The organism is Paeniglutamicibacter selenitireducens, assembly GCF_051550675.1.
In the GTDB taxonomy this organism is placed as follows: Bacteria; Actinomycetota; Actinomycetes; order Actinomycetales; family Micrococcaceae; genus Paeniglutamicibacter.
The window spans coordinates 682,104-702,715 of the sequence record NZ_JBPULF010000001.1 but is presented as its reverse complement, the minus strand read 5'-3'; the positions used below and the strand labels follow the sequence as shown (position 1 = coordinate 702,715).

Annotated in this window: 23 protein-coding genes; 10 read left to right on the top strand and 13 right to left on the bottom strand. The window is 64.4% G+C overall.

Features of this window, described 5'->3' with window-relative positions:
- Positions 1-460: 460 nt before the first annotated feature.
- From ACSYDW_RS03175 to ACSYDW_RS03155, 5 genes are all read right to left on the bottom strand, one after another.
- Positions 461-1,228: an SCO1664 family protein gene (locus ACSYDW_RS03175; RefSeq protein ID WP_438337237.1), complete on the bottom strand. Its 768-nt coding sequence runs from the start codon at positions 1,226-1,228 to the stop codon at positions 461-463.
- Positions 1,228-1,773 carry a DUF3090 domain-containing protein gene (locus tag ACSYDW_RS03170; protein WP_438337236.1) on the bottom strand — a complete coding sequence of 182 codons (546 nt, stop codon included), beginning with the start codon at positions 1,771-1,773 and terminating at the stop codon, positions 1,228-1,230. Before ACSYDW_RS03170 ends, ACSYDW_RS03175 begins: the two co-directional genes overlap by 1 nt.
- 24 nt (positions 1,774-1,797) lie before the next feature.
- Positions 1,798-2,490: a histidine phosphatase family protein gene (locus tag ACSYDW_RS03165; RefSeq protein WP_438337235.1), complete on the bottom strand. Its 693-nt coding sequence runs from the start codon at positions 2,488-2,490 to the stop codon at positions 1,798-1,800.
- 574 nt (positions 2,491-3,064) lie between these two features.
- The gene (locus tag ACSYDW_RS03160) at positions 3,065-3,499 is read right to left on the bottom strand and encodes a hypothetical protein (RefSeq protein WP_438337234.1); all 435 of its coding nucleotides are present in this window, start codon (positions 3,497-3,499) and stop codon (positions 3,065-3,067) included.
- A 153-nt stretch (positions 3,500-3,652) separates the two neighbouring features.
- Entirely contained in the window at positions 3,653-4,708 is a 1,056-nt protein-coding gene (locus tag ACSYDW_RS03155) for an LLM class flavin-dependent oxidoreductase (RefSeq protein ID WP_438337233.1), read from the bottom strand.
- A gap of 577 nt (positions 4,709-5,285) precedes the next feature.
- Here ACSYDW_RS03155 and typA point away from each other — a divergent pair.
- On the top strand, positions 5,286-7,196 hold the full coding sequence (gene typA, locus ACSYDW_RS03150) for a translational GTPase TypA (protein ID WP_438337232.1): 1,911 nt from the start codon (positions 5,286-5,288) through the stop codon (positions 7,194-7,196).
- Positions 7,197-7,215: 19 nt separating this feature from the next.
- On the top strand, positions 7,216-7,620 hold the full coding sequence (locus tag ACSYDW_RS03145) for a hypothetical protein (protein ID WP_438337231.1): 405 nt from the start codon (positions 7,216-7,218) through the stop codon (positions 7,618-7,620).
- Positions 7,621-7,701: 81 nt separating this feature from the next.
- Here the strand turns inward: ACSYDW_RS03145 and ACSYDW_RS03140 are convergent, their stop codons facing one another.
- Complete coding sequence (locus ACSYDW_RS03140; RefSeq protein ID WP_438337230.1) at positions 7,702-8,202, bottom strand: helix-turn-helix domain-containing protein; 501 nt, start codon at positions 8,200-8,202, stop codon at positions 7,702-7,704.
- A 117-nt stretch (positions 8,203-8,319) separates the two neighbouring features.
- Complete coding sequence (locus ACSYDW_RS03135) at positions 8,320-8,571, bottom strand: putative acetyltransferase (protein ID WP_438337229.1); 252 nt, start codon at positions 8,569-8,571, stop codon at positions 8,320-8,322.
- Positions 8,572-8,849: 278 nt separating this feature from the next.
- Between ACSYDW_RS03135 and fdxA the strand changes: the two genes are divergently transcribed.
- From fdxA to ACSYDW_RS03115, 4 genes are all read left to right on the top strand, one after another.
- A complete protein-coding gene (gene fdxA / locus ACSYDW_RS03130; protein ID WP_438337228.1) occupies positions 8,850-9,173 on the top strand; it encodes a ferredoxin in 324 nt (107 codons plus the stop codon).
- A gap of 9 nt (positions 9,174-9,182) precedes the next feature.
- Positions 9,183-10,292: a succinyldiaminopimelate transaminase gene (dapC, locus tag ACSYDW_RS03125; RefSeq protein ID WP_438337227.1), complete on the top strand. Its 1,110-nt coding sequence runs from the start codon at positions 9,183-9,185 to the stop codon at positions 10,290-10,292.
- 103 nt (positions 10,293-10,395) lie between these two features.
- A complete protein-coding gene (locus ACSYDW_RS03120; protein ID WP_438337226.1) occupies positions 10,396-11,679 on the top strand; it encodes a citrate synthase in 1,284 nt (427 codons plus the stop codon).
- Between the two features lie 218 nt (positions 11,680-11,897).
- Positions 11,898-12,497: a hypothetical protein gene (locus ACSYDW_RS03115; RefSeq protein WP_438337225.1), complete on the top strand. Its 600-nt coding sequence runs from the start codon at positions 11,898-11,900 to the stop codon at positions 12,495-12,497.
- 17 nt (positions 12,498-12,514) lie between these two features.
- Here the strand turns inward: ACSYDW_RS03115 and ACSYDW_RS03110 are convergent, their stop codons facing one another.
- Both ACSYDW_RS03110 and dapD read right to left on the bottom strand, forming a co-directional pair.
- The gene (locus ACSYDW_RS03110; RefSeq protein ID WP_438337224.1) at positions 12,515-13,429 is read right to left on the bottom strand and encodes a hypothetical protein; all 915 of its coding nucleotides are present in this window, start codon (positions 13,427-13,429) and stop codon (positions 12,515-12,517) included.
- Complete coding sequence (gene dapD / locus ACSYDW_RS03105; RefSeq protein WP_438337223.1) at positions 13,419-14,381, bottom strand: 2,3,4,5-tetrahydropyridine-2,6-dicarboxylate N-succinyltransferase; 963 nt, start codon at positions 14,379-14,381, stop codon at positions 13,419-13,421. The genes ACSYDW_RS03110 and dapD overlap by 11 nt, the downstream gene beginning before the upstream one ends.
- Positions 14,382-14,421: 40 nt before the next feature.
- Here dapD and dapE point away from each other — a divergent pair, with 40 nt between their 5' ends.
- Positions 14,422-15,543: a succinyl-diaminopimelate desuccinylase gene (dapE, locus tag ACSYDW_RS03100; RefSeq protein WP_438337222.1), complete on the top strand. Its 1,122-nt coding sequence runs from the start codon at positions 14,422-14,424 to the stop codon at positions 15,541-15,543.
- A gap of 158 nt (positions 15,544-15,701) precedes the next feature.
- Here the strand turns inward: dapE and ACSYDW_RS03095 are convergent, their stop codons facing one another.
- The 4 genes from ACSYDW_RS03095 to ACSYDW_RS03080 form a co-directional block, all read right to left on the bottom strand.
- Positions 15,702-16,586, bottom strand: a complete 885-nt coding sequence (locus tag ACSYDW_RS03095) for an amino acid ABC transporter permease (RefSeq protein ID WP_438337221.1) — start codon at positions 16,584-16,586, stop codon at positions 15,702-15,704.
- Entirely contained in the window at positions 16,583-17,260 is a 678-nt protein-coding gene (locus ACSYDW_RS03090) for an amino acid ABC transporter permease (protein WP_438337220.1), read from the bottom strand. Before ACSYDW_RS03090 ends, ACSYDW_RS03095 begins: the two co-directional genes overlap by 4 nt.
- A gap of 99 nt (positions 17,261-17,359) precedes the next feature.
- Entirely contained in the window at positions 17,360-18,181 is an 822-nt protein-coding gene (locus ACSYDW_RS03085; RefSeq protein ID WP_438337219.1) for a glutamate ABC transporter substrate-binding protein, read from the bottom strand.
- Positions 18,182-18,247: 66 nt separating this feature from the next.
- Positions 18,248-19,024 (bottom strand): amino acid ABC transporter ATP-binding protein, encoded by a 777-nt coding sequence (locus ACSYDW_RS03080; protein ID WP_438337218.1) that lies wholly within the window; start codon positions 19,022-19,024, stop codon positions 18,248-18,250.
- 122 nt (positions 19,025-19,146) lie between these two features.
- Here ACSYDW_RS03080 and ACSYDW_RS03075 point away from each other — a divergent pair, with 122 nt between their 5' ends.
- The 3 genes from ACSYDW_RS03075 to ACSYDW_RS03065 all read left to right on the top strand — a co-directional run bounded on the left by ACSYDW_RS03075 (position 19,147) and on the right by ACSYDW_RS03065 (position 20,612).
- Positions 19,147-19,935, top strand: coding sequence for an LOG family protein (locus ACSYDW_RS03075; RefSeq protein ID WP_438337217.1), 789 nt, complete (start codon positions 19,147-19,149; stop codon positions 19,933-19,935).
- Positions 19,936-19,976: 41 nt separating this feature from the next.
- On the top strand, positions 19,977-20,333 hold the full coding sequence (locus ACSYDW_RS03070; protein WP_438337216.1) for a DivIVA domain-containing protein: 357 nt from the start codon (positions 19,977-19,979) through the stop codon (positions 20,331-20,333).
- 111 nt (positions 20,334-20,444) lie between these two features.
- On the top strand, positions 20,445-20,612 hold the full coding sequence (locus ACSYDW_RS03065; protein WP_438337215.1) for a DUF3117 domain-containing protein: 168 nt from the start codon (positions 20,445-20,447) through the stop codon (positions 20,610-20,612).

Sequence of the window (20,612 nt, the reverse complement as noted above, 5' to 3'; positions counted from 1 at the left end):
GTTCCCCATTCCAGTTGTCGCTGACAACGCGCCATGTCTTGAGTGCAAGTTGTCCAAGTTGCAGTGGGGGGCAACCTCGACCCCGATCGTCGCAGGTATCTTCCGTGCACCCAGTACGATCTGCAACGATCTTAATCGCCTAGTTAAGACTAGATTCGACTATTTACCTTGACGTAGAGGTGGTTCCATGTCGGAACGTGGTGGAGTTCCGCTTCAACGTCTAGGTCCAGACCGACTTTAAACCTTTTGCGATGGCCGCCAAGAACTCGAGTTCTTGGCGGCCATGCGTTTTTCGCCAGCAATTTGCTGCCTATGGACCGAGCAACCAAACTCGTGCCCGCAATCAAAGCCGTTCGGGGAACCAACGGCACCGTTGGCGCCGGGTGCTGGATCCGCCCTGCGGGCTCGCGCGGAGGGCGACCAATCGTGACAGGCCGAGTGGCCAACAGACGTGATTCCCTCAGAACAGCGGCCAGGGAACCGCCGGCATCTCACCGTCAGGAGCTGGAAACCGCCTTGCCAGGCGCAACCTGGCACAGCGTGCGGCGAGCGATTCGATCTCGTCGGCGCCGAGTAAGTTCGTCAGGCTTCGACCCAGTCCGCTGTGCAGTCCTTCGCTGACACGAACTATGCCCGCTTCTTCCTCTTCGGTCAGAGCATCTCCCAGCCATCCCCACAGCACCGTACGCAACTTGATGTCACGGTGGAAGGTGAGCCCGTGGTCCACGCCGTGCCGGTGTCCGTCAGTCATGGCAAGGATGTGGTTGCCCTTGCGGTCTGCATTGTTGACGATGATGTCGAATACAGCCATGCGTCTGAGCGCAGGGGTGTCTTCGTGAACGAGTGCGACCATACGACCGTTCTCGTCCTGTCCCTCGAGAACGTGTTTCCAACCTGTCTCCGGCATATTGTCCGCAGCGATTAGGTTCACGGGGTTTTGGGCGGGATCTTGCTCCTGCCAGAGCTGCACCATTCCTTCGCCCAGCGGCCCATCGCGCAGCCAAGTGTGTGGCACGACATCCCAGCCGAAGACCTGCGAGACCAGATATGCGGCCACCTCCCGGTGGGCCAGCGTTCCCTGGGGAAAATCCCACAGCGGGCTTTCGCCTGCGATCGGCTTGTAGACGACCGCCACGTCGCCAATGCTGCCGAGAAAAGTGGCGTTTGAAGCCGTCGTGATACGGCCGGTGAGTTTCAGTTCGGCTGTCTCGAGGTCCGGAGCCGGCATCAGGACTCGGGAAGGGTGCAGGTGTGTCCTTCAGCGTCCATGGGATATCCGCAGAGCGGGCACATCGGACGTCCTGCACTCACGATCTCGAAGGTGCGCTTGGTGAACGCGCGGGCGGTGCCGACCGGTATGCGCACGCGCAGCATTTCGGCCTCGTCCTCGCCAGGCGATTCGTCGTTGTCGTCGGGATCGTCAGAGGGGATGGGGTGGGCCTCAATGACGATCTGGGCCGAGGTCGGGTCCCACCCCAAGCTCATGGCCCCGGTGCGAAACTGCTCGTGGACGGCCTCGAGCGGGTCGTTGTCGACAAGTTCGATGGGGGTACCCGTCGGAACGCTGAAGGGGTTGCCCTCGAAGGTGATGAGTTCGTCGAGAATTTCGTCGATCTTCTCGGCGAGCGCAGCCGACTGCTGCTTCTCCATGGCGATACTCACAACCTGCGTCCCCATGCGCACCTGCAGGTAAAACGTGCGCGCCCCCGGAAGGCCGATGGTGCCAACGACGACCCGATCAGGCCAGGAAAACTCGTGAACACGTGTAGGCATGTCAGTATTCTAGGCCCATGTGGCTCATGGCGCCTTGTGCCCCGAGCCGCCGCCCACCGGTGCATCGCCAGAATTGATGCCGTTCGCCAGCCACGACAGATCACCCGCATCGGTGTTGGTCGCGTAGACGCTCGGACGACTGGCTCCGTAGTGAACAATCGATATGGAGGCGGGGCTCACGTTGATGCGCTGGAACAGGTCAAGGTGCATGCCGAGGGCATCGGCGAGGATCGACTTGATGATGTCGCCGTGGCTTACCGCTGCCCACACAGCCCCTGGTCCGTACTCGGCTTCGAATGCTGCGTCGTGGCGCCGGATCGCTGCCACTGACCGAGCCTGCATCGAGGCCATGGATTCACCGCCGGGAAAGACAGCGACGGACGGTTGCGACTGGACAACCCGCCACAATTCTTCCGTCGCGAGTTCGGCGAGCGTGCGGCCTTGCCACTGGCCGTAGTCGCACTCGGTGAGGTCCAGGTCAACGGGTGCGTACGGGGTTGTAGTCTGGCGATCGAGGATGAACTGGGCGGTCTGCTGACAACGCTCAAGAGGGCTCGACACCACCCCGGCCAAAGGCACGTTTGCCAGCCGGTCTCCGGCCAGGGCCGCTTGCTCCCGTCCGATCTGGTCCAAGCTCACGCCGAGGGCCCGGCCGGCCAGCAGCCCTGTGGCATTGGCTGTGGAGCGGCCATGCCGCACGAGAATAACTGTCGCCATCCACCCAGCCTAGCCATCGGCCGTTGTTGAACCTAGAACAGAGTCCGAGACGGGGCACATGAACAGCAGCCGCTCGCTAGCCGATTGTCGGTACAGGTGTAGCACTCGGAACTCGCCCCCCGTGCCCAGGTATCTCATGACCTCGGGATCTGAATCGGGCTCCGTTCTCATGTTCAAGATGTTCGCCAGGACGGGGGCGAGCACGATGCGGTTGGTCTGTAACGACGTTTCGTCCTTGAAAGCGGCATTGCCAGCGAACTCGACGCCGTCGCGAGAACAGATGAACGGATAGAGATGGAGCAGAAGTTGTTCCGTGACGAAACCTGGTGGAGTTCCGCTTCAACATTCAGGTTCGTGTTTCCGGATCGGCCCCGCGTGCTTCGGCAAGCGGGGCCGTTTCCGTTGAAGACCGGCGTCCTGCCCAGCCAAGCGGCGCTGGATCAAGGACCCTTCGACGCCCAGCCGGACTCCGCCGTGTCGATTCAGCCGGCTAAACGAAAAGCCCGGGTTCCCGCACGAGGTGTGTGAGGATCCCGGGCTTTCGGGCTATGGCGGAAGGCCAGGAAATGCAGGGTCAGCCGGCGGCCTTGCGGATGTACTCCGCGATCGTCTTCTCGGTCTCGGGGGTCAGAGCCACGAGCGCGAACGAGGTGACCCACAGGTCGCCGTCGTCGAGCTGCGCGGACTCCTCGAAACCGAGGGTGGCGTAGCGGGTGGTGAACTTCGACGCAGCCTTGAAGAACACGACGATCTTCCCGTCAGCGTCGGCGTACGAGGGGAACCCGTACCAGGTCTTGGGGACCAAGTGAGGGGCGACCTCGGAAACGATCCTGTCGATGCCCTCGGCCAGGACCCGATCCTCATCCGGCATCGCGGCGATGGCTTCGCGGATGGCAGCCTCGCCCGCGGCACGGTTCTTCCCGGCCTTCTCCTGCGCACGCAATTCGGCGGCGCGCTGCTTGACGGCCTCGCGTTCCTCCTTGGACAGCCCGGCGTTCTTCTCAGCCACGTGATTCTCCTCAGTTCGTATACGGCAACCGGTTCCGGTTCAGGATCACACTACCGCCGCAGGTCCCGGCATGCTTCTTGAATCCTGCTCACGTGCTTTCGACGTCTGACATGACCGGTTCCAACGGATGCCAGCAGCGCGAAGGGGGCCCGGCTAGCTGCGGCCAACGCGCTCCACCGCAGGCGACCAGCCAAGGGCCGGTCCCAGGGTGGTGGCAATGTCGGTGAGGATCTGGACGTAGTCCTCGTGCTCGAAACTGAAGGGCAGGGCGAAGGCCACCTCGTCGACCTCCCGGAATCCGGAGTGCGCATGCAGTTGCTCGGCGATCTGCTCGCTGGTTCCGATCAGGTCCGGGGCGAAGAGCATCCGCTTGGGGCCCTGCGGAGCGAGGGTGCGCGGCGTGCGTTCCTCGACGTACCGTCGGTACTTCTCCCTCTGCGCGCTGGTGGCGGAGTCTGTTGGAATCACCACGAGCCCCTGCGAGACGCGGGCCCGTCCGCCGGAACCTGACGCCGCGGCGGCCTCCCGGAAGGCGCGGATCTGTGATTGCTGGATGTCGGCGAACGACGGGTCCTGGACGGGCTCGGGGAAGATCACGCTGCTGGTCAGCAGGTTGAACCCGTGGGCTCCGGCCCAGATGGCCGAGCGTTTGCTGGCCGCACCGTACCAGAGTCGCTCGCGCAACCCGGGAGAGTGCGGTTCGACGCGGCTGGAGAATTCCTCCACGACGCCCTGCTTGCCCGAGAACTCGCGAACGGGTTCACCGGCCACCATTCGGGCGAACCTTTCCACCCGGGTGTAGTCGAAGTCCTCCAGGTCCGCCGAATCCGGATACAGCTCGTGCTTGACCGTGTCGTAGTGCATGGGTTCGCCCACGCTGAGGCCGGGGTTGATGCGCCCGCCGGCTAGCAGGTCCACGGTGGCCAGGTCCTCGGCCAGTCGCAGCGGGTTCTCCCAACCCATGGGGGTGACGGCGGTCCCCAGCTCGATCCGGGAAGTGCGCTGGCTCGCTGCGGCCATGATGGCAACGGGGGATGAGATCCCGAACTGGAGGTGGCGGTGGCGCAACCAGGCACTGTCGAAGCCAAGCTGCTCGCCGAGCTCGATCACCTGCAAGGTCGATTCGTGTCCGGCGGCAGGATCTTGCGGATCGAACAGTCCGATCGTGAGGAATCCAAGGTTGCGCAGTGGGCTTGTGGAGTCGGGCATGGGCGTCCTTAGGTGCGGTGGGGTGCTGTGAATCCCCATGCTATGGCCGCGAAAGGAAGGTGCTCAGAAGCATGGCGCGAGGTTACCCACGATGTAGACGACACCTGTAATGAGTCCCGCTGCCACTCGCTACGAGGTGGCACGACGTCTTGCTGCGTAAAATGCGTGGGCCGGGAGACACCGGGGCGGGGCCTCTCTTGCGTAGACGTGATTGGTCTGCGGGCAAATCTCCCAAAGACTTTGGCAGCGAAGTCGACGCCGGGTGTTGGGAGACGGCCACGCCACTTTGTTGGAAACCGGGAGTACCGAATGCGCGAGACAGGGGAGAAGGCAGCCCAGTTGGTGCGTGTGATTTACGGCTCGCACACCTGAAGTGAAAACCCCGGAATGACGGGGTCTTTCGTCAACCGGGCAGCCCGATTCCACGAAATTCGGCTGTGAGCATGGCATACGGGGACGGGTGATGTTCGGCACGATTTCCGCCAGTTTTTCCAGAAGTACTAGAATGGTGAATTGGGTCAATCGTGGCCCCGATCCCCGAGACCCATAATTCTCTAGAAGAAGTGAGCCTTTTCGCATGTCAGATTCCACTCTCATTCGTCGCGACGACCTGCGCAACGTAGCAATCGTTGCGCACGTTGACCACGGCAAGACCACTTTGGTCAACGCAATGCTCCAGCAGACCGGTGCATTCGACAGCCACGGTGAAACCGAAGATCGTGTGATGGACTCTGGCGAGCTCGAACGCGAAAAGGGCATCACCATCCTCGCCAAGAACACCACGGTGTTCTACAGCGGCCCGGCCGCCGAAGGCAAGCAGATGACCATGAACATCATCGACACCCCGGGTCACGCCGACTTCGGTGGCGAGGTAGAGCGCGGCCTGTCCATGGTTGACGGCGTTGTCCTCCTGGTTGACGCCTCGGAAGGTCCGCTGCCGCAGACCCGCTTCGTGCTCCGCAAGGCCCTTGTCGCAAACCTGCCAGTCATCATCGTCGTGAACAAGACCGACCGCGCGGATGCCCGCATCGACGGCGTCATCTCCGACTCCATGGACCTGCTCCTGGGCCTGGCCTCGGACCTCGCCGACGAAGCACCGGACCTGGACCTGGACAAGATCCTGAACGTCCCGATCGTCTTCGCATCGGGCAAGGCCGGCTTCGCCTCGGCCAACCAGCCGGCCGATGGCACCCTGCCGGACAACGAGGATCTCGAGCCGCTGTTCGAGACCATCATCAAGCATGTCCCGGCCCCGACCTACAACGAGGGCGAAGTCCTTCAGGCACACGTCACCAACCTTGACGCCTCGCCGTTCCTGGGCCGTCTGGCACTGCTGCGTATCTTCAACGGCACCTTGCGCAAGGGCCAGCAGGTTGCTTGGGCACGCCAGGACGGTACCCTCAAGCAGGTTAAGATCACCGAACTGCTCGCCACCAAGGGCCTGACCCGTGTTCCGGCCGAAGAAGCCGGACCGGGCGAGATCGTTGCAGTTGCAGGCATCGAGGACATCATGATCGGTGAAACCCTCACCGACCTGGAAGACCCGAAGCCGCTGCCGCTGATCACCGTCGACCCGCCGGCCATCTCGATGACCATTGGTATCAACACCTCGCCGCTGGCCGGCAAGGTCAAGGGCGCCAAGGTCACCGCACGCCAGGTCAAGGACCGCCTCGACAAGGAACTGATCGGCAACGTTTCGCTGAACATCCTTCCGACCGAGCGTCCGGATGCCTGGGAAGTCCAGGGTCGTGGCGAATTGGCACTGGCCATCCTCGTTGAGCAGATGCGTCGCGAAGGCTTCGAGCTGACCGTCGGCAAGCCGCAGGTTGTTACCAAGAAGATCGACGGCAAGGTCCACGAGCCGATGGAGCACATGACCATCGACGTGCCCGAGGAATTCCTCGGCGCCGTGACCCAGCTGATGGCCGCCCGCAAGGGCCGCATGACCAACATGGCCAACCACGGTACCGGCTGGTGCCGCATGGAATTCGTCGTTCCGGCTCGTGGCCTGATCGGTTTCCGCACCCGCTTCCTGACCGACACCCGCGGTGCCGGCATCGCCTCCTCGCTGGCCGAGGGCTACGAGCCGTGGCACGGCCCGATCGAATACCGCATCAACGGTTCGATCGTGGCTGACCGCGCCGGCGTCGTCACCCCGTTCGCGATGATCAACCTCCAGGAACGCATGTCCTTCTTCGTTCAGCCGACCTCCGAGGTCTACGAAGGCATGATCGTTGGCGAAAACTCGCGCTCCGATGACATGGACGTGAACATCACCAAGGAAAAGAAGCTCACCAACATGCGTGCGGCTTCCTCGGACAGCTTCGAGAACATGACCCCGCCGCGCGTCCTGACCCTTGAAGAGTCGCTCGAATTCGCCCGCGAAGACGAGTGCGTCGAGGTCACCCCGGAAGCCATCCGCATCCGCAAGGTCGTCCTGAATGCCAGCGAACGCGCCAAGGTCGCCCGTGCACGAGCCAAGGCCTAACCAGCAACAAGGGGGCTCCTTGGCCCCCATGCTGGGCAGCGTCCTGGTGGCCTTGGCCGCCGGGGCGCTTGCCGCCGTGGTGGGAACGATCCTTCACGCATCGCTCAGCTACGTGGGGGACACGCCGCTTCCCTGGGGAGCGGCCCTCGCCCTGCTGTTGACAGGCGCCCTGTGCTACCTGGCCGGGATGCTCCGCGGGAAACTGTGGGTCAGCGCGCTCAGCGGCATGACGACCTACGTCCTCGTGGCCTTGTTCTCGGCAGACGCGCACAACCAGATGGTTGTCTCCGCACAGTACCTTGACGTACTGCCCGGCCCTGCGCTGGCAGGAACGATCTGGGTGTACGGAATTATCGTTCCGGTGGTCGTCGCGGTCTTCCTGGTCTCGCGCCACCTGCGTGCCCGGCCGAGAGCCAACGCGTAGCAACACCATATGGAAATGCCCGGAAGGAGATCCTTCCGGGCATTTCCGTGTATTCGGGCCGATTGCGGGGTCCCTGCGGGGTTAGCGCTGGTGTGCGTTGAGGTCCAGGTGGTGTGCCATGAACAGTGACGTCGCGACTCCGTCGGGATCCGGCTCGCGCATCGCGTAGTCCTCGATCACGGCATGGATGCGGGCCAGCATTTCCTTCTGGGTGCCCTCGCTGAGTTTCAGGCCGACGCGAAGGACCTGGATTTCTTCCGGTGCGAGGCCGTCGATTTCCTGCAGGAACGTGTCGACGAGCAGCGGCGCAGCATCCGGGAGCTTGGTGCCCCAGGAAAGCTTCGTGCTTCGGTAGGGCACTTCCTTGGCTCCCCGGTTGCCGCGCCGCGTTTCCTCGGCCACGAGGAAGCCGTTGGCGAGCAGGGTACGCACATGGTGGAGCGACGTGGCCGGATTGATATCCAGCAGGTCCGCAATTTCCTTGTTCGTGCGGGATTCATGCAAGCAGAGTCGCAGAATGCGAAGGCGGAGCGGGGAGCTCAGCGCCCGGGCACGGGCCTGCAGCTCTTCATCTGTGGGCATGTCATCAGCATACGTGAAAAACCGCCACTGATTGAATCATTCAAATCACATGCGGGTGGCGGATCGCCGGTGGTTTCGGCCTCTGGGGTCCCCTGGCACCGTCGGCGTGGCCCGTGATCAGGGACGGGCGGCGCGGCGGCGGCGTTCGGGCGCAGGCGGGACAACCTTCGCATGCGTGATGGATGCCCTGTCGATGCGCACCAGCCCGCTTCGGGTCTCGATTTCCACCCAGGAGTCGGTCGATGCCCTGAGGTATCCGAGGGCGTCCGTGAGTTGCTCACCGGCTGGCCCGAGTTCGGCGAGCGCGAGGCGGTGCCGGACCACCACGCGGGCACCGGGGACCAGGGTAGCGAAGAAGTCCATGCTCATGCACCAATCCTAGGGCCTCGGGCGATTGCGCCCCGCTGACACGGGGCGTAAGAAAACCTCCCGCGTGGGCCGCTTGCCGCTGCGGCGTGACACAGAACGTAAGAATTCGCGGCTTCGCGGCCCGCGTGGTCGTCGCCGTGTGACGAAGGACGTAAGAATGGATCACGGCGAGGGCTGCTGCGGCAATCGGTGCGGGTCAGGACTAAGCTTGTGTCATGCATGTTTAGCCGCATGCAACCACCGAACATTTTCCGTAGTGAAGGAAGGCCCCGGGTACCGTGACCTACATCATCGCCCAGCCATGTGTCGACGTCAAAGACAAGGCCTGCATCGAAGAGTGCCCCGTTGACTGTATCTACGAGGGCGAACGCTCGCTGTACATCCACCCCGACGAATGCGTCGACTGCGGTGCCTGCGAACCGGTCTGCCCCGTCGAGGCCATCTACTACGAGGACGACGTCCCGGACGAATGGGCCGACTACTACAAGGCGAACGTCGAGTTCTTCGACGAGGTCGGCTCCCCGGGTGGTGCCGCGAAGCTCGGCAACATGGGCATCGACCACCCGATCATTTCAGTGCTCCCGCCGCAGAACCAGGAATAGCCACCCCGCATGTTGAGTCTTCCCGAGTACCCCTGGACAGCGCTGGCGCCCTACACGGCCAAGGCTTCCGAGCATCCCGACGGACCGGTCAACCTCTCGATCGGCACGCCGGTGGATCCCACGCCGCAGGTCGTCATCGATGCCCTGCGCGCCGGCGCGGATGCCCCCGGCTACCCGACGACGCATGGAACCGTTGAACTGCGCGAGGCCATCGTCGAATGGTACGCCCGCCGCCGCAACGTGCACGGCTTGGACGCCAACGACGTGATGCCAACCGTCGGGTCCAAGGAAATGGTTGCTTGGTTGCCGCTGCTGCTGGGACTCGGGGCCGGGGACCTGGTGGTCCGCCCCCGCGTGGCCTACCCGACCTACGACATCGGCGCGACGCTGGCCGGTGCCGAGTCTGTGGCTGCCGATTCGCTGGAGGAACTCTCGGCCCAGGACCGTGCCCGGGTCAAGCTCGTGTGGGTCAATTCCCCGGGCAACCCGACCGGTATCGTGCACGACGCAGCAAGCCTCAAGGCGCTTGTCGACGACGCCCGTTCGCTCGGTGCGGTCGTCGCTTCCGACGAGTGCTACGCCGAACTTGGCTGGGGCGAGTATGAATCGGGCGTCCCGAGCGTGCTCGACGAAGCGGTGTGTGGGGGAGATCACAACAACCTCATTTCCGTCTACTCCCTGTCCAAGCAGTCGAACGTCGCCGGGTACCGCGCGGCGTTCATCGCCGGGGCCCCGAACCTGATGCCAGCGCTGATCAACAGTCGCAAGCACGCCGGGATGATCGTGCCCGCCCCGGTGCAGGATGCCATGCGCGCTGCACTTGGCGACGAGGCGCATGTCGCGGAACAAAAAGCCTTGTACCGCGCGCGCAGAGAGGCGTTGGTCCCCGCCCTGGAGGGATTTGGGCTGCGCATCGAGGACTCGGTTGCGGGCCTCTACCTCTGGTGCACCGCCGACGAGGACTGCTGGACCACGATGGGTCGACTGGCCGAACTGGGAATCATTGCGGGCCCGGGTGCCTTCTATGGCGAAGCCGGGGCGAAGTTCGTGCGCATCGCGCTCACCGCAAGTGACGAGCGGATTGCCAGTGCCGTTGGGCGGCTGAATGCGGCCCGCTGATGCCATAACGTGACCTACCGATTGGTGTCATGAGGCTACTAAACGGTAGCGTGGCACTGATTACTGACCATCGGATCCATCTGCATTCCGGTTAGGAGAGACAATGACGGAAAACAATTCTGCTCAGCTCAGCTTCGGCGGCAACAACATCGAACTTCCTGTTGTGCCCGCTGTAGAAGGCAACAACGGCTTTAACATCGCTCCGCTTTTGAAGGCAACGGGTGGCGTAACCTACGACCCGGGCTTCATGAACACCGCGGCGACCAAGTCCGCAATCACCTACATCGACGGCGACGCGGGCATCCTGCGCTACCGCGGGTACCCGATCGAGCAGCTGGCCGAAAAGTCCAGCTTCCTCGAGACCAGCTACCTGCTGATCTACGGAAACCTTCCCTCGGCCACCGAGCTGGAGGAATTCGACCAGAAGATCCGTCGCCACACCCTGCTGCACGAGGAGCTCAAGGGCTTCTTCGGCGGCTTCCCGCGCGAAGCACACCCGATGCCGGTGCTCTCCTCCGCCGTGACCGCACTCTCGACCTGGTACCAGGACTCGCTGGACCCCTTCGACGAGGAGCAGGTCGAGCTTTCGACCATCCGCCTGCTGGCCAAGATGCCCGTCCTTGCCGCCTACGCGCACAAGAAGTCCATCGGCCAGGCCCTGCTGTACCCGGACAACTCGATGAACCTCGTCGAGAACTTCATGCGCCTGAGCTTCGGCATTGCCGCCGAGCCGTACGACATGGATCCGGTCATCGTCAAGGCCCTCGACCAGCTGCTGATCCTGCACGCGGACCACGAGCAGAACTGCTCGACCTCCACCGTGCGCCTCGTCGGTTCCTCGAACGCGAACATGTTCGCCTCGGTCTCCGCAGGCATCAACGCACTCTCGGGCCCGGCCCACGGCGGCGCCAACGAAGCGGTGCTGAAGATGCTGCGCCAGATCCAGTCCGAGGGCCTGAAGCCGGCAGACTTCATGGAGAAGGTCAAGAACAAGGAAGACGGCGTCCGTCTCATGGGCTTCGGACACCGTGTCTACAAGAACTACGACCCGCGCGCCAAGATCATCAAGGCAACGGCGCACGAGATCCTCTCCAAGCTTGGCGGCAACGACCAGCTCCTGGACATCGCGATGTCCCTGGAAGAGCGCGCACTGAACGACGACTACTTCATCTCGCGCAAGCTCTACCCGAACGTGGACTTCTACACCGGCCTGATCTACAAGGCCATGGGCTTCCCGGAGAAGATGTTCACCGTCCTCTTCGCCATCGGACGTCTCCCGGGCTGGATTGCCCAGTACCGCGAGATGCTGCAGGATCCGGAGATGAAGATCGGCCGTCCGCGCCAGCTGTACGTGGGCGAACCCGAGCGCAGCTACCCGAACCGCTAGGACCGGCCGGCGCGGAACGGCTTCCCGTTCCGCGGTTGCGGCATTCCTGGGTTCGCGGGCCCGACGGGCGTTGCTTCGAACATTCGAGGCGGCGCCTGCCGGGCCTTTTGCATGCCCGCGCCGATTGCCCCGAAGCGGCGCGATCTTTTCGGCCAAACGCTTGATTTCGGGTCTATTCTTGAAGTAGGCGTTGGTTTTGATGGAAACGAGTGTGCCTCATGGTTCAAGAGTCTGGTCCCGGTTGGAAGGTCTCAGCTGATACCCACCGTGAGATGTTGCTGGCTTTGTACATTCGGGATTTGGCGGCGATCGAACCGCTCGGTACCCCGAGCCTTGCGCCGCTCTGGCCCAAGGTGAAGCCCGCCGCGGCCCGCGAACTGGGCGAGGGCTCGGCCGGGGAATTGCGCCAGGAATGGCAGAGCTGGTGGGAACGCATCCTGCGCGGGGACTATGCGCACCCCGCACTGGATGAGGAGCCGGACTTTGCTGACTTCTCGGATTCGCCGAGCCTGCAGCACCTTTTGCGCGCCCACTACGGCAACGCGTTCACCTGGACGCAGAACCGGATGGGGGAGTACAAGGACTACTGCAGCAAGAACACCGACGAGCGCTTGGCGCTGGTGTCGCAGTTGTTCTTTGAGCGGGAACCCGGCGAGCAGGGCGACGGCGAACTGCACCTGAAGATGGTGGAGCTTCCGCTGGCGGAGCCCCGTGCCTGGTTTGTCGAACCCGACACGGTGTTGTTGAGCCAGGACCTGATGCAGGACGCCGACCTGTTCCGCAGCTACCTGCAGCCGATCATCGGCATGATCAAGTAGCGTCTCTGGCGTGAGGGCTACGGGGTGGCCGACTGGATGACGACGTAGCCGTCCGTTGTTGCGGCCGGGACCCAGGCACCCTGCGAGCGGTTCCACACCAGCCCAGCATAGGAGACGGACTCGGTGTTCATTGCGCCGGCGTTTGCCACGGCCCACTGTGCGACGGCCCAGCCCTGGGTGCCCTTCGCCGGGACCTTGAGCCGCGGCCCGTCGACGGCGGCCCCCGTGATGCCGGTTGCCTCGCGCAAGGCGGACTCGACCTTCGCCGGGGAGCCAGCGGTTTCCGCGGTGCGCAACGTGCAGTTCAGGGCCGACACCGCGTTGCCGGTCAGCGGGGCGGAGAAGGCCTTGGCCATTCCTTCGTGCTTGGCGTAGGCCATGGGGTAGGCGCTGCGCTGGACCTTCTGGGCGGCCTCGGTCAACGGCAGCGCGGAGTAGTCGAAGGTGTCGAGTTCCTGGAAGAACCGCCCTGCCGCATAGGTGGGGTCCATCACCTGCGCCTCCGTGCCCCAGCCCATGCTGGGACGTTGCTGGAAGAGCCCCCGGGAATCCGGCCCGGCGGTGTCGCCGTAGTCGATGTTGGTGAGCTTCGATTCCTGCATGGAGGTGGCGATGCCGATGGTGGCCGCGCGTTCGGACATGCCGCGCTTGGTAGCCACGGCAGCGATCAGCGCGGCGTTCGAGGCCTGCTCGGGGGAGAGCACGTAACTTTCGGAACCGACCACGGCCATGCACTTTTCGCGCACCAGGTTCTCGTCGAGGCCGATGAAGTTCATCGCAGCGTACAGGCCGCCGCCGATCAGCCCGCAGGCAATGAGCAACGCCAGCAGCGCGCGACCCCAGGTGCGGGGTCGCGCGTGCCGGCCGTGCCCACGGGTTTCCCCGTGTTGGGTGCCCATGGAGAGCACCCGCTGGTGTGCATCAGTTGGCATGCAGGATGCTGTTCAATTCCACGTGTTGTCCCGCGCGGCCCAGGGCCTCGACGGCGCCGGTGACGGAGTTGCGGCGGAAGAGCAGGTTCGGCACGCCGGAGAGGTCCACGGCCTTGACGGTCCGGCCCTCCAGCTGAACTCGGGTCCCGGCCGTGACGTAGAGCCCGGCCTCCACCACGGAGTCGTCGCCGATGGAGATGCCGACGCCCGAGTTGGCGCCCAGCAGGACGCGCTCACCGATGGTGATGCGCTCCTTGCCGCCGCCGGAAAGGGTGCCCATGATGGAGGCACCGCCGCCGACGTCCGAGCCGTTGCCGACCACGACGGAAGCGGAGATGCGCCCCTCGACCATGGAGGTGCCCAGGGTGCCGGCGTTGAAGTTCACGAAGCCCTCGTGCATGACGGTGGTGCCCGGTGCCAGGTGCGCGCCGAGGCGCACGCGGCCGGCATCGGCGACGCGCACGCCGGAGGGAACCACGTAGTCGAGCATGCGCGGGAACTTGTCGACGCCCAGCACGTTGAGCACTCCGCGCCTGCGCAGGCGCAGGCGGGTGGTCTCGAAGCCCTCGACGGCGCACGGGCCGAAGTTGGTCCAAACGACGTTGTTCAGCAGGCCGAAGGCGCCGTCGAGGTTCACGTCGTTGGGCTGGACCAGGCGGTGCGAGAGCAGGTGCAGGCGCAGCCAGACATCGGCGGTGTCGGCCGGTGCCACGTCGACATCGATCTGAAGGGAGACCACGGCCTGGGTGGTGCCGCGCTCGGCGTCGGACTGCGCGGCGGCGGCAAGCTCGCCGGCGAGCTGCGCGGCGTCTTCGAGGGTGCCCAGGCGCGGTTCCGGGAACCACACATCGAGCACCGAGCCGTCCGAGGCGTAGGTGGCAAGGCCGTGGGCCGAGGCAATGCGCAGAGGTCGTGGGGAATCGATGTCGGGGCGGGTGTCTACCGGAGTCATGAATCAATCCTAACGTGGCACAAGGCACTAATCTGGAATCGTGCACAGCAACCCGAACCCCCACCCCGAACCCTCCGCCCCGATCGAACTGGACCTCTCCCAGGACGTCGCCATGCTCACCGCGCAGCTGATGGACATCGAATCGGTCTCCGGAAACGAGACTGCGCTGGCCGACGCGATCGAGCTGGCGCTGGCCACCTGCGAGCACCTCCAGGTGCACCGCGACGGCGACGCGATAGTTGCCCGCACCGCATGGGGACGGGCCGAACGCGTGATCCTTGCAGGCCACCTCGACACGGTGCCGCTGCCCACCACCCCGGGTGCCCGCGGCACGGTCCCGGTGAGCTGGGAAGGCGAGACGCTCTACGGCCGCGGCGCCACCGACATGAAGGGCGGGGTCGCCGTGCAGCTGGCCCTCGCCGCCTCGCTCGTGGATGCCGCACGGGACGTAACATTCATCTTTTACGACCACGAGGAGGTCGAAGGCTCGAAGTCGGGGCTGGGCCGGCTCTTCCGCAACTGCCCCGAACTGCTCGGCGGCGACTTCGCGATCCTGCTCGAGCCGACCAACGGCACCGTCGAGGGCGGCTGCAACGGCACCACCCGGTACCGCGTGCGCACCCGTGGGGTCGCCGCACACTCGGCCCGCGCCTGGATGGGCGAGAACGCGATCCACGCCGCTGCCCCCATCCTGCGGATCCTCGCCGACTACGAGCCGCGCACCGTGGATGTCGACGGGCTTGACTACCGGGAGTCGCTGAACGCCGTGCGCATCGCCGGTGGCATCGCCGGCAACGTGATCCCGGACTTCTGCGAGGTGGAGGTCAACTACCGCTTTGCGCCGGACAAGGACGTGGCCCAGGCCGAGGCGCACGTCTTCGAGCTGTTCAAGGACTTCGAGATCGTCCGCACGGACGGAGCCCCCGGTGCGCGCCCGGGCCTGGGCCACCCGGCCGCCGCGTCGTTCGTGGCAACCGTCGGCCAGGTGCCGATGCCCAAGTACGGCTGGACCGACGTCGCCCGCTTCTCCGAGCTCGGCATCCCGGCAGTGAACTTCGGTCCGGGCGATGCCCTGCTGGCGCACTCGGACGACGAGCACGTGAGCGCCGCGGCCATCCGCGAATGCCTGGCCACGCTGCGCACCTGGCTCGCCGGGAAGTAGCCCGGGCCGGCAGCCGCCTGCAGGCGCTGCGGGAAGGCGGCGCAAGCCGGAAACACGCACATGCCGCCGGAGACCCCCTCGAGGGGGAGTCTCCGGCGGCATAGTTGTTCGGGGCGGTCGAAGCGTCCCGTTGTTTCGCGTGCTCTAATCTGTCTGGTCTACTTCGCCTGGTCGCCGGGTGTTGCCAGCGGCGCCTCGACGTCGGCCACGGCGGCCGCCGGCTTGGCGTTGGGCATCCGGCTGCCCAGCCGGCGGGAGACGATCTCCGCCAGCTTGCCCAGCGCGAAGTTGATGACGATGAAGATCGCCGCCGCCAGCAGCAGGGCCTGGAGCATGTTGCCGTTGGCCGCGGCAAACGTCCGCGAGTAGAACAGCAGCTCGGTGAAGCCAACGATGTAGCCCAGCGCCGAGTCCTTCAGGATGACGACGAACTGGCCGATCAACGCCGGCAGCATGGCGACAAGTGCCTGCGGGATCTCGATCAGGCGCAGCGACTGCGTGGTGGTCAGGCCGATCGCGATACCGGCCTCGCGCTGACCCTTGGGCAGGTTGCGCACGCCGGAGCGCACCAACTCGGCGACCACCGAGCCGTTGTAGAGCATCAGCGAGATGACCACTGCCCAGTAGGGGGCGTCGGTTCCGCTGACCACGCCGGTGCGTGCCAGCAGGATGTTGAAGAACACGATCATCAGCAGGACCGGGACCGCACGGAAGAACTCCACCACGATCGTGGAGACCCAGCGCAGCGCCTTGATCCCGGAGAGCAGCCCCATGCCGAAGGCCAGGCCGAAGACCACGGAGAGCACGATGCCCAGTCCGGCGGCCTTGAGCGTGTTGGCGAGGCCCGGGAGCAGGAAGTTCGCCCAGGCGTTGGCCGTGAACAGCGAGGCCCACAGGGAGCCCTCCATCTGCCCCTTGGCGGCGAGCCCGGCAACCACCACGTAGATGAGGCCCGCGATCAGCAGGATGCCGACGACGTTGACAACCAGGATCCGCTGCCGCGCCTTGGGGCCGGGTGTGTCAAAGAGGACTGATGCGCTCATCGGGCCACCGCCAGTTTCTTGGAGAGCCAGGTGGTCAACAGGCCCACCGGGATGACGATAATGACGAACCCGATGGCGAACGTCGCGAAGATGGGGATGATCAGGTTGGACTCGAACTCCAGCATGGTCTTCATGACCGAGGACGCCTCGATCGCCACGGAGCTGACAGCGGCAACCGTCGAGTTCTTGATCAGTGCGATCAGCACGTTGCCCAGCGGGACCACTGCCCCGCGGAAGGCTTGCGGCAGGATGACCTCGCGGGCCGCCGGCAGGAAGCTCAGGCCGATGGCGCGGGCGGCCTCGGCCTGCCCGACCGGCACGGTGTTGACGCCCGAGCGGATCGCCTCGCAGACGAAGGCCGCGTGGTAGATCGCCAGGCCCATCACCGCGAGGTTGAAGAAGTTCTGGTTGAAGTCGTCCGAGAGGGTGAATCCCAGCTGGTTGTAGAGGGCCAGCACGCCGAAGAGCAGGATGATCGTCAGCGGGGTGTTGCGGATGATGTTCACGTAGGCGGTCCCGAAGGCCGAGAAGCTGCGCACCGGCGAGATGCGCATCATGGCCAGGACCGTGCCCAGAACGAGGGCGCCGATGGCCGCCCAGAAGGTCAGCTGGATGTTGACCCAAAATGCGGCGGGAATGTCGTACTGCGTGAACAGGGCGAGATAGTTCTCCATGCTTCTGCCTCGATTCCTGCGGTCCGGGGGGACCGAATCATTGGGGCGGTGCGTGCCCCCGCTCGCGGAGGCACGCACCCAATGGACGTGGAGCGTGTGTTAGGCGCAGGGGTCCATCTTTGGCGGGTTCAGGGTCGGGTTCGGGGTGTAGCCGGTGCCCTCGGTGTTGGCCTTGATGGCCTTGTCCCACTCGCCGGAGCTGATCATCTTTTCGATGGCCTTGTTGATGTCGGCGCACTTGGTGGATTCCTTGTTCAGGCCCACTCCGTACTTCTCCTCGCTGAAGGGCTTGCCCACGACCTTGAACTTGCCCGCATTTGCCGGCTGGGCGGCCAAGCCGGCGAGGATGATGTCATCGGTCGTCACGGCGTCGATGGTGCCGCCCGACATGCCGCCGAGGCATTCGGCGTAGCCCGACTGTTCCTGCAGGTTCACGCTCTTGGCGTAGGTGTCCTTGATTTTCTGCGCCGAGGTGGAGCCAGTCACCGAACACAGCGTCTTGCCGTTGAGGTCCTCGGGGCCGGTGATGGTCGATCCCACGGGAACCAGCAGGTCCTGGCCGGCAATCAGGTACGGCCCGGCGAAGGCCACGGATTCCTTGCGCTTGTCGGTGATGGAGTAGGAAGCGAAGATCATGTCGACCTGCTTGTTCTGCAGGGCGGTTTCGCGGTTTGCCGACGGGGTCGAGATGAACTCGATCTTGTCCGCCGGGTAGCCAAGTTCGTTGGCCACGTACCTCGCGACATCGACGTCGAAACCCTTGTAGTCGTTGCCGTCCTTGAACCCGACGCCGGGCTGGTCGAACTTGATGCCGATCTTGATCTTGTCGCTGGCGGCGCCTCCACCGCCGCCGCAGGCGCTGAGGGTCAGGGCTGCCGCGGCGGCCATGGCGGCTACTGCTGCGATGCGGTTCTTGCGCATTGGTTCTCCTTGGTTTCTGGAAAGGAGTGGTTTCCCGTCCGGTGTACTTCGAAAGATGCGGAACTGTCAGTGCGTGATGAGCTTGCCCAGGAAGTCCTTGGCGCGGGCACTCTGCGGATTGGTGAAGAACTGCTCGGGAGTTGCCTGCTCGACGATCTGCCCGTCGGCCATGAAGATCACTCGGTCGGCGGCCTTGCGGGCGAAGCCCATCTCGTGGGTGACCACGATCATCGTCATGCCCTCCTTGGCCAGCGCGACCATGGTGTCAAGCACCTCGTTGATCATTTCCGGGTCGAGGGCCGAGGTCGGTTCGTCGAAGAGCATCACCTTCGGGCGCATCGCCAAGGCGCGCGCGATCGCCACGCGCTGCTGCTGGCCGCCGGAAAGCTGGGCCGGGAGCTTGTCCTTCTGGTTGGCGACGCCCACGCGTTCAAGCAGGGAAATCGCGAGCTTTTCGGCTTCGGGCTTCTTCATGTTCTTGACCTTGATGGGGCCAAGGGTCACGTTCTCCAGGATGGATTTGTGGGCGAAGAGGTTGAACGACTGGAAAACCATGCCGACGTCGGCGCGGAGGTTTGCCAGCTGCTTTCCCTCTTCGGGAAGGACCTGCCCGTCGATTTCGATGCTGCCCGTGTCGATGGTTTCCAGGCGGTTGATGGTGCGGCACAGGGTTGACTTGCCGGAGCCGGATGGACCCAGGACCACGACGACTTCTCCCTTGGAGACTTCGAGGTTGATGTCCTGCAGAACGTGCAGCTGGCCATAGTGCTTGTTGACACCAGACAGCCTGACGATCGGAATCGGGGTCGATCCGGCGCTACTCTCATGGGAATCAGTGCTCATGTGACGACAATAGCCGATGTGCGCTGGATCACCACTGACTTGCGCTTACCTTTGCCGAATCGTTTCCTAAATTGCCTGCGGGGCTGCAGGCGTGCCCGGTGAATGCCGATACAGTGGGTGGCATGTCACGCCAGAACTCTCAAGCAAAGAATTTCGCATCGCTGCCGGACCCGGCGCGCCGCAAGGGCTCGGTGATCCTGCGCCGTGCGCAGGCCGACATTCCGCAGTCGGACCGCTACCTCCTGGATACCCGCGACAGCCAGGACTTCACCCACACCGATCCGTGGCGCGTGCTGCGGATACAGAGCGAGTTCGTCGAGGGGTTCGGGGCGCTTGCCGGCACCGGGCCGGCCATCAGCGTTTTCGGGTCGGCGCGAACGCCGCGGGATTCGCCGCGCTATGCCCAGGCGGAGAAGATCGGTGCGCTGATCGCCCAGGCCGGAGTCGCCGTGATCACCGGTGGCGGGCCAGGTGCCATGGAGGCCGCAAACAAGGGTGCGGGCGAGGCCGGTGGCGTATCCATCGGCCTGGGCATCGAGCTCCCGTTCGAGACCGGGTTGAACGAGTGGGTCGACATCGGGATCAACTTCCGCTATTTCTTCGCCCGCAAGACCATGTTCGTGAAGTACTCACAGGGATTCATCGTGCTTCCCGGCGGCTACGGAACCCTTGACGAGCTGTTCGAGGCAGTCACGCTGGTGCAGACGGAGAAGGTCACCGGGTTCCCTATCGTGCTGGTCGGGACGGATTACTGGGGGCCGCTGCTGGAGTGGCTGCGGAACACCGTGGCGGAAGAGGGCGCCATTTCCCTTTCCGACCTGGACTTGATCACGCTGACCGACGACATCGAGGAAGCCGTGCGCATCGTCGTGGGGTCCGCGCGCGGCGATGGATTTGCCTCGGACGACTGAGGGTGCGTGTCCGGGAAACAGGTATTCGGGAGGAATAGGTAGTGGTTTACGTTTTGTTGGTCCTGGCCATCCTGGTGCTGGGCGCGGCGGTGCTTCTGGGAACCGGCAGCCGGCGGGCGCGTTTGCCCGGCGGCGGGGCGCGCTACGAACCGGCAAGGGCCCCGATCCAGGGGCTCGTGGAGCCCGTGGCGTCGCTTCCCCCGGTCTTGTTGCCCCTTCAGCCCACCCCTGCGGACATCGAGGCTGTGGGATTCTCGCTGGCCCTTCGGGGCTACCGATGTGACCAGGTTGATGAGGTCCTGGATGCGCTTTCGGCCGAGATCGACAGGTTGCATCAGGTCATCGCGCAACGCGGAGAAGAGCGTGTGATTAGCACCACGGGCAATTATTCGGAATAATGGTAGTCAGCAAGTTGAAAGCGATTCACCGAACAGATGGATTCGCCAAGTAACTCACGACCGGGCGCAGGGGGCAACCCTCCTCCGCCCCAAAGGAAAGGGACAGCGCTAATGGCTGCGATGAAACCACGTACCGGGGATGGTCCGATGGAGGTCACGAAGGAAGGCCGTAGCCTGATCATGCGCGTACCGATCGACGGTGGCGGGCGTCTGGTAGTTGAACTCAACGCCGACGAAGCCGCTTCCTTGCGTGACTGCCTCGTGGGTGTCACCGAGTAG

Coding starts and splice junctions, on each gene's coding strand:
- ACSYDW_RS03175 (WP_438337237.1), bottom strand. CDS start 1,228: ATGCCGGCTCCGGACCTCGAGACAGCCGAACTGAAACTCACCGGCCGT.
- ACSYDW_RS03170 (WP_438337236.1), bottom strand. CDS start 1,773: ATGCCTACACGTGTTCACGAGTTTTCCTGGCCTGATCGGGTCGTCGTT.
- ACSYDW_RS03165 (WP_438337235.1), bottom strand. CDS start 2,490: ATGGCGACAGTTATTCTCGTGCGGCATGGCCGCTCCACAGCCAATGCC.
- ACSYDW_RS03155 (WP_438337233.1), bottom strand. CDS start 4,708: ATGCCCGACTCCACAAGCCCACTGCGCAACCTTGGATTCCTCACGATC.
- typA (WP_438337232.1), top strand. CDS start 5,286: ATGTCAGATTCCACTCTCATTCGTCGCGACGACCTGCGCAACGTAGCA.
- ACSYDW_RS03140 (WP_438337230.1), bottom strand. CDS start 8,202: ATGCCCACAGATGAAGAGCTGCAGGCCCGTGCCCGGGCGCTGAGCTCC.
- ACSYDW_RS03135 (WP_438337229.1), bottom strand. CDS start 8,571: ATGAGCATGGACTTCTTCGCTACCCTGGTCCCCGGTGCCCGCGTGGTG.
- dapC (WP_438337227.1), top strand. CDS start 9,183: ATGTTGAGTCTTCCCGAGTACCCCTGGACAGCGCTGGCGCCCTACACG.
- ACSYDW_RS03120 (WP_438337226.1), top strand. CDS start 10,396: ATGACGGAAAACAATTCTGCTCAGCTCAGCTTCGGCGGCAACAACATC.
- ACSYDW_RS03115 (WP_438337225.1), top strand. CDS start 11,898: ATGGTTCAAGAGTCTGGTCCCGGTTGGAAGGTCTCAGCTGATACCCAC.
- ACSYDW_RS03110 (WP_438337224.1), bottom strand. CDS start 13,429: ATGCCAACTGATGCACACCAGCGGGTGCTCTCCATGGGCACCCAACAC.
- dapD (WP_438337223.1), bottom strand. CDS start 14,381: ATGACTCCGGTAGACACCCGCCCCGACATCGATTCCCCACGACCTCTG.
- ACSYDW_RS03095 (WP_438337221.1), bottom strand. CDS start 16,586: ATGAGCGCATCAGTCCTCTTTGACACACCCGGCCCCAAGGCGCGGCAG.
- ACSYDW_RS03090 (WP_438337220.1), bottom strand. CDS start 17,260: ATGGAGAACTATCTCGCCCTGTTCACGCAGTACGACATTCCCGCCGCA.
- ACSYDW_RS03085 (WP_438337219.1), bottom strand. CDS start 18,181: ATGCGCAAGAACCGCATCGCAGCAGTAGCCGCCATGGCCGCCGCGGCA.
- ACSYDW_RS03080 (WP_438337218.1), bottom strand. CDS start 19,024: ATGAGCACTGATTCCCATGAGAGTAGCGCCGGATCGACCCCGATTCCG.
- ACSYDW_RS03075 (WP_438337217.1), top strand. CDS start 19,147: ATGTCACGCCAGAACTCTCAAGCAAAGAATTTCGCATCGCTGCCGGAC.
- ACSYDW_RS03065 (WP_438337215.1), top strand. CDS start 20,445: ATGGCTGCGATGAAACCACGTACCGGGGATGGTCCGATGGAGGTCACG.